We start from the raw sequence: 7,418 nt of genomic DNA on the forward strand, positions 1-7,418 counted from the left end.
AGACTACTAATTATCAAGAATTAGGAAAAGCCATTGAGTTTGCGTTCGAGCAAGTTACATCAGAAAATATTTTTAACTGGTTTACACACTGCTGTTATTGTACCTCATCTTTGTGAGAAAGGCTATACATCCGTTTGTCGCTCTGTCAAATACCCTCGCGAGCCTTTATATCCTAGTTTTATTCCTTCGACTCCTTGGGTTTTAAAAATCTTTTTCCAATAACCAACAAAGAATTCACTTACACCTAAAATTTTGCTAATTTCATGGTACAGCTTACCTTCTTGCGCCATCCTGACAGCTATTGCTCGTTTTAGTTCTCTTACATCGATATCGCTTTTAATGAAAGATTCTAATTGGGATATTTCTTTTTCCATGTCTTTTTGTGGCAGTTGTAAGTTATTCATTTTTTTTGTCATACTCAAGTATTGCATATAATTGTATCATAACCTTGATTATGATTTAGGATTGCTATAGTAAGCAATTCATCTGTTTTTAGGATTGACACTCACTCAATTCGACGTATCCCACAGATTTTTGTTGCACGACCCGGTATTCTTTATTTGGGAAAGTGTTAAAAAAACTACATACAGATGCATAAACTGGTGCTAATTTCAGTTAGTGGGTCAAAATATTTCACGCTTGTCGGCATCCATTTTATTGAGTCTGCGAAGCTACAGAGCATTGGCGATCGCCTCCCATCAACGGCTCATCTTTGCGAAAGTAGCACAGGTAGACATACCCTGCCAGCTCAAGTACGATAGTTAAAGCGTCTCAACCAGGTGATACATCAATTGGGAAAGTAGCCGCCTGATTTGATATGAGTAAAGCATCTGTCCAACAACTAATGATTTTCTACTTTCCCAATTCCTCAATAGATAATTAGCCGATGAATATCCATATTCTCTTGAGCCAAACGCAACGCCTACGGGTGTTGGCACCTTTATTAACAAGTTATATTTAGACCCAAATTTAATTTTAAATTTCCATAGCCTTCCTTCTTTATGGTACTTTGGCTGCTTAAAGACTGTCCATAGTAGTGTATCTGGCGGTGTTAATAGATCAATACTCCGGACAGTTTTTGGAACGATACTACAAGCTTTACAGGCTAAGGAGCATGAAAAAGTCGAATTAAATGCAAGTCAGGGGTGGACATGACTTTGATTTAATTATCCACAGTGGCTCAAAGTCCTAGAGGATAAGTCATTCAGCCATAGAAAAACTTTCCGAAGTATTGATAGATAGATACTTCTAATATTCGAGAATCGCATCTGCCTCGAAGTTTTTCCAGTTTTGACTGATTGCAACACGTAAAATTGCTAAGATTTGTGACAAAAAAAGTAGTATAGCCGAAACTGGTTTATCCTATATAGCACTCCTAAATGAGTCGTAAATTTTTTACCCCACCCCAAACCTCCCCTTACCAAGGGGAGGGAGTCAGAAATTTACAAATGATTTAGGATTGCTATATAAGGATTCAACTGGTTAATTAAAATAAGAGTAAGGTATATTATGGATCTAAATGTAACAACTTTAAAAGAAACGGAAATCTATTGCGTTAATCCTGAAGAAGTTCCAATAGTATATAATCAAGTTGAGCAATATTTTAAATATGATATCCATTTAGAGGATAACTCTATCGTATTTGATGTGGGAGCAAATATAGGGCTATTCTCATTTTGGCTCACACAACACTACAGCGGTATTTATATCTATGCCTTTGAACCAATACCAATTCTTTATGAGGCTTTGAATAAGAATTTTCAGCATATAGATGCAGAACATCTCAAAGCGTTTCCATTTGGATTAGGACAAGAAAATGCAACGGTCACTTTTGCTTACCATACCTATGCCACGGCTATGTCAACTGGTTATCCCTATACTCAACAAGAACAAATAGAGCTTCAGGAAGCTATTTTTAAAAATTTGCCAGAAACAGCGCAAGAAGAATTCAAACCAATGCTGAATTTATTCTTTCAAAATACTCCTATGCAATGTCAGTTGCGGAAAGCAAGTGAAGTGATTCGAGAAAATAATATCTCAAGAATTGAGCTTCTAAAAATTGACGTTGAAAAAGCCGAATTGGATGTCATGCATGGCTTTACAACAGAAGATTGGTCGAAAGTTCAGCAGCTTGTTGTTGAGATCCATAATATAGATAATAGGCTAAAAACTATCGAATCTTTGCTCTCTCAAAATGGTTTTAATATCATTGCTACCGACCAAGAAGAAGGATTAAAGGGTTCAAACATCTATAATCTTTATGCATCTCGTTAAGAGATACCGCTATGTGTTGTCAGAACAAGCCATAAGCCATCAAATTGACATACCCCCATTGACTGCGACGATCTCAATTGATAAAGTTTGTGCAACAGAGCAATAAGTTATTAATTAATAAGTGATTAATGGGAACCAAATCAGTGCCATCATTATCCATCCTACTGGATGGGGTGCATTCCATTGCTACCAATATGCAAAAAGAGAACCCAGACCCACCCTTGTGGCTCTACGGCACGTATGCCACGGTTGCTTTCCCAATTCAGTTAGCACTCTACGGCTGTGTGAGGGTAGTTTCTGCGATTAACGCTCCGCTGAGCGTAACAGCCAAAACCCGTTATGGTTCCGAAATAAAATGCTCCTTGCCCGATGGCATTCAAACCTGCATTTTTCTCTACGGGGTCTGGGAACCCGACATATCGGCCTTTATCGCCTCGGAGTTGCACCCCGGAGACACTTTCATTGATGTCGGAGCGCACGTGGGCTATCACTCTATTCTGGCGTCGCGGGCCGTCGGCAGCGATGGGAATGTAGTAGCAATCGAAGCCTCGCCAGACACGTTTACCGTGCTTGAAAATAACCTCTCCCTTAATCCAGGCTGCACCAACGTCCGGACACTAAATGGTGCGGCTTCGGAACGGACTGGAATGATTCCCTTTTCCCTCGGACCGAAGGGAATGGGAATTGAGGGTTGGTCCACAACAGTCTTACGGGACTCATTTCGGCAGCGTTGCACAGTTTCTGCAGGTCCGCTATCCTCGCTACTCACCGAAAAAGAACTGCAAACAGCCAAAATCATCAAGATTGATGTCGAAGGAGCGGAAGCCGAGGTATTACGAGGCTTAGTTCCTTCTCTCGGATTGCTCCGCCCAGATGTGGAGATAGTCATCGAGATCAGTCCGTCACTGTGGCCAGCATCCAGCCGCGAGCAGAAGATGACTTGTGAAGATGTTTTAAGTCCGTTGCTCGATGCCGGGTTCCGACCTTACCACATTAAGAACAACTATGCTCCCTGGAGGTTCCTCTATCCCGAGCGAATCTCGCGTCCCGTACAAATCCGCGGACCGATTCGGGTAAGTAGTGTGACAGGACAGATTGACCTCGTGCTATCCAAAAAGAACGTAAATCAATTATGAAGCAATCCTACGTCACTTTCTCAGACCAAATTCAGTTAGAGTGTCCTAACCGGGATGAGGCACTTGCAATTTACGAAGACTGCAAATCTTATTTCCAGCATGGTGTACACCTCAAACCAGGGGCCACGGTGATAGACGCAGGGGCCCACATCGGTGTGTTTGCTGGCATGGTTGCGGCAATGTGCAAGGGAAGCGCAACAATCCATGCTTTCGAACCCATTCCACAGACCGCTTCCATGCTCCGCCGCAACGTAGCACGTATGGTCCCAGTCCAGGTTCACGTATATGAATGTGCGCTGGGGAACATAGAAAGGAAACTTGAGTTTGCTTATCATCCGGAAACACCTATCTTGTCCAGCGCTTTTCCGGAAGATACTACTGCCGAATATTTGAAACTCCGTGAGACGCTGATTCGCAATTCCAGCGGTATTAATACGCCACCGCGCCTTCAGGCGCTTAGCGTGATGCCTGTCTTTCTTCGGCGGCTGGTTCTCGATCGAACTCTGCGTCGCCATTTCCGGTTCGAGCGCGTCCTCTGCCCGGTGCGCCGATTAGCGGATGTGATATTGGAAGAAGGTATCGCGAATATCGATCTGCTAAAGATTAACGTTGAGAAATCGGAAGAACTTCTATTGAGCGGACTCGATAGTTGCTGGCCTATAGTTCACCAAGCAGTTATTGAAGTACATGACATTGACGGACGTTTGCAAAGAATTGAAAGCTTGCTTCGGGAACAGCAATTCGGGACGGTTAGCGTTGGGCAGAGCGACATCCTCAGAGGGTCAGACGTTTATTTGGTTTACGCTTTACGGTGACTCAATGGTTGTCGGCGTGGTAACCCTGAATACCGTTTCGATTGCATTAACGGCAGCAACAACGCCTCCAGCCTCAAGAATTTCTTGTTGCAGCGCCTCTGCCTTGAGCTGGATACTTTTCTGCTGCAGAACGCTAGAAATTGCGGTTTGCAGCCGCCCAGGAGTAGCCTTACCCGGTGACACGACTAAACCAGCGCCCGCCCAAGCCACACGTGCAGCTATTGCGGGCTGATCGCTGGCGAGTGGAATAGCAACAAGCGGGCATCCGTGAGAAAGGGCCTCCATTACTGTGTTAGCGCCTGCGTGCGTAACGGCTACAGCCGCTCGTGCTAGTAACGCCAGTTGCGGAGCGTAGGGAACGGTTATAGGATTACCTGGCAGTTCTCTGGTCTTGCTGTCTTTCGTCCACTGCCCTAGGCTGACCACCAATTGTACAGGCTGGCTGGCACATGCACTTGCGATCGACTCCAAAATATGCCATTTCGCAGTGTGTAGTGTACCCATAGAGGCATAGACAAGCGATCGACCGTCCAACTGTTCCCAAGGAAACGGTACGTCATTCGGGCGTTCATCCAGATAAGGTCCTGTGTAAAACATCGGTCGCTTCTGTGTGCCGCGCGGGAAATCAATGCCCTGAGTTAGGTTATTGATAGCTCCAAGAGATGAAATACACTCTTCCCACCTTCGGATGCTAGGAAGCCCACGGGATTTCCGGAATTCGTTCGTTTGGGAAACGATTGGAGCCATCATGGAAGCGAAAACTCGATGTCCCAAACGATTTCTAATACACCGAAGAGCAATCCCCTCACCCGGGGTCCACGGCAGGAAAGGAGGAGGTGCCTCGCCGGATTCATCGCCCTCAAGGTTGAGAGCATTGCAGATTGAAAGGTAGGGGACTCCCGTAAGATCGGAAATCGTCCTACCTTCAGTCTGGCACTGATCGACGAGTAACGCGTCCAGGCCCAAAGACTCTACCGCTGTGGCGCCATCACGGCAAAGAGCGAGACACATCGTTCCAGCCCAGTCGATTCCCTTGCGAATCGTCAGGAGATTAACGTTTCGGATCGTGTTCAGATAAGAATCCAGAGCTCCAGGTGGAAACTCCGCAGTTCCAATCGCGAAAAAATCGACGTAACCGTTAGATGCGTGGCGGGCGACATCGGTAATGCCAAGCAGATATACATCATGTCGGCGTCGTCGCAGTTCGCGACCGATGGTCATCATCCCGTGCAGGTGACCGGGAACTGGAGGGCATATAATACCAAAACGCATTCTGTAGCTTCTCCCTTTATTACAGACTACAGACTGAATATCATGCCGAGACCGAAGCCTCCATCACCTGTTTCACCTCTTCTGAGGCAAAGATATCTTTTTCTTCATCCTGGTTGTTGAAGAATGTGACAATAGCATCGTAACCACTTTTTGCCAGTCTCTTTTTATTCTCCAGGCTGATTTTGAAGTTAGTGGGTGATATGTTTAGGGTATCAACACTCACGGTTCGGAGTTTGTTCCTTGCGCTTATCCGCATTGTAGAGACGGACTCGAACAAGCTTTCGACATACTCCTGCATATCGAACGGCTTCACCAAACCAACAGGACTGAATCCAGTCTTCAGACTGATGCCGAGCGTTTCTTCATTGAATCCTTCCTGCGGGACGAAGGGAGGATAATCAAAAGTCCGGAGCGGGTAGGGTTGTATTATGCCACCATCGACGTAATAGTGATCGTCGGGGATAGAGTCGGGAAATCTCCATGCTTGGAAAAAAAACGGAATAGACATTGAAGCCCGAACAGCGGCAGCAATTTGGGTGTCGGGTGTACTCCGGTAAGAAAACTCCCGCAGCCCTCGAGCAGTAAGGTCGGTTGCGAAAACGTAAAGATCCGCGTAACCCCCGTTTACTAGATCCTCGAATGTAGCGGTTTCCGTCAGCTTCCTGGCGACGATTTCCTGCATCCACTTATAAAAAAAGTCGCCGGCATAATAGCCATAATTCCGGACAATATTCAAAATACTGGTGGGATCGGTGAAATTTGAGAAGTCTAAATTGAGCATAATTTCTTCAATTTCCACGGGAGTAAAACGTAAGGCGATTAGTGTACCCACGATCGCCCCAGCCGATGCCCCTGCGACTCTCTCAAGGTTGTTGAGAGTTCCTCTTTCGTCCATTGCCTGAACCGCTCCTACATATGCGGTTCCTAGAACGCCACCGGCCTGCAGCGCGAGGTTTTTGTAATTATATTTGCTCATTAGTGGCAACTCCTTCGTATTTTTTTTTTTTTGAAATCCGAGCTATTTTTTGCTAGCCCGGAAGTGTATTTGTTTGCGCTTCGCCCTGCCTAATAGCCACGCAGATTTTACTACAATAAGTAGTTGTATTGCACAAACTGAATAATATGCTGGTTCGCTTGTCAAGCCTACCTTTTAAACTTCTCTAGGGACAGATTAAAGATCGACCAAAAGAGAATTTTATGGCAGATATGCTTTATCAAAGAACTCTTGGGGTACCTGCTCAAACAACGGCTACTCATCCGAAAATTGTTGTTTTAGCAATAGTTGCCACAGGCTCTGAAATGACAACGAAAACTGGCACTGCATTTCTGGCAACAGTTCCCTGCGCTTTCATTTGATCTACAGCCTTACGCACGCTGTCATAGATTACACCATGCCCTTGACTAAAAAATTCATCAAGGGCTTGGTTGGTTTGCGGCTCCATCTCGATGATGATGGGAGGTGGCGAAACTTCTGTGTAACCTGCCGTTCCTGTTTGGTCAGGAATGTTTCCTTCCGGTATAGGAACTGTCTCTTGTTCCCCTGTTGTAGGGAGGGTTATAACTTGTTGTGGGATTATTTCAGCGACCTTGTCGCGATCGGCATTTAGCTCAGCAGCACCCACTTTTAGGGGGGAGATACTCCAAACTGCGTTACCGTGAATGATGCCATGATTAGCGTGACTGCTTTTGTCGTAGACCATTGTCCCAGATCCCTCATTCAGGGGCCAATAACCAACCAGATTTGGTTCGTCTCCCACCAAGCGGTAGGATTTGCCTGCCTGAATTGCCGCTGCTGTTCTGGCTTTACTCCAGATCCGAATCTCAGCCAGTTGCCCATGAAAATACTCGTCACGCGCTTCTGCTTTACGACCAATCTCAAGATTACCAATGGCCAATGTGGCTGGCAATTCCCCCGCTACGG

The 7,418-nt window shown here is 45.5% G+C and carries 6 protein-coding genes and 1 pseudogene; 3 read left to right on the top strand and 4 right to left on the bottom strand.

Annotation, left to right across the window (positions count from 1 at the left end; genetic code table 11):
- Window positions 1-122 precede the first annotated feature (122 nt).
- The gene (locus WBA89_RS29960) at window positions 123-416 is read right to left on the bottom strand and encodes a helix-turn-helix domain-containing protein (protein WP_424411314.1); all 294 of its coding nucleotides are present in this window, start codon (window positions 414-416) and stop codon (window positions 123-125) included.
- 1,093 nt (window positions 417-1,509) lie between these two features.
- Between WBA89_RS29960 and WBA89_RS29965 the strand changes: the two genes are divergently transcribed.
- From WBA89_RS29965 to WBA89_RS29975, 3 genes are all read left to right on the top strand, one after another.
- Window positions 1,510-2,274: an FkbM family methyltransferase gene (locus WBA89_RS29965; protein WP_424411315.1), complete on the top strand. Its 765-nt coding sequence runs from the start codon at window positions 1,510-1,512 to the stop codon at window positions 2,272-2,274.
- 128 nt (window positions 2,275-2,402) lie between these two features.
- Entirely contained in the window at window positions 2,403-3,410 is a 1,008-nt protein-coding gene (locus WBA89_RS29970) for an FkbM family methyltransferase (protein ID WP_424411316.1), read from the top strand.
- Window positions 3,407-4,225: an FkbM family methyltransferase gene (locus tag WBA89_RS29975; RefSeq protein ID WP_424411317.1), complete on the top strand. Its 819-nt coding sequence runs from the start codon at window positions 3,407-3,409 to the stop codon at window positions 4,223-4,225. Before WBA89_RS29970 ends, WBA89_RS29975 begins: the two co-directional genes overlap by 4 nt.
- On the opposite strand, the gene WBA89_RS29980 is transcribed toward WBA89_RS29975, so the two are convergent.
- From WBA89_RS29980 to WBA89_RS29990, 3 genes and pseudogenes are all read right to left on the bottom strand, one after another.
- A complete protein-coding gene (locus WBA89_RS29980; protein WP_424411318.1) occupies window positions 4,217-5,497 on the bottom strand; it encodes a glycosyltransferase in 1,281 nt (426 codons plus the stop codon). The genes WBA89_RS29975 and WBA89_RS29980 overlap by 9 nt on opposite strands.
- A 40-nt stretch (window positions 5,498-5,537) precedes the next feature.
- Entirely contained in the window at window positions 5,538-6,473 is a 936-nt protein-coding gene (locus WBA89_RS29985) for a patatin-like phospholipase family protein (protein ID WP_424411319.1), read from the bottom strand.
- A 277-nt stretch (window positions 6,474-6,750) separates the two neighbouring features.
- Window positions 6,751-7,418, bottom strand: a pseudogene (locus WBA89_RS29990) (hypothetical protein); the annotation flags it as partial.

The sequence above is a fragment of the Microcoleus sp. genome, assembly GCF_049646505.1.
Taxonomy (GTDB): Bacteria; Cyanobacteriota; Cyanobacteriia; order Cyanobacteriales; family Microcoleaceae; genus Microcoleus.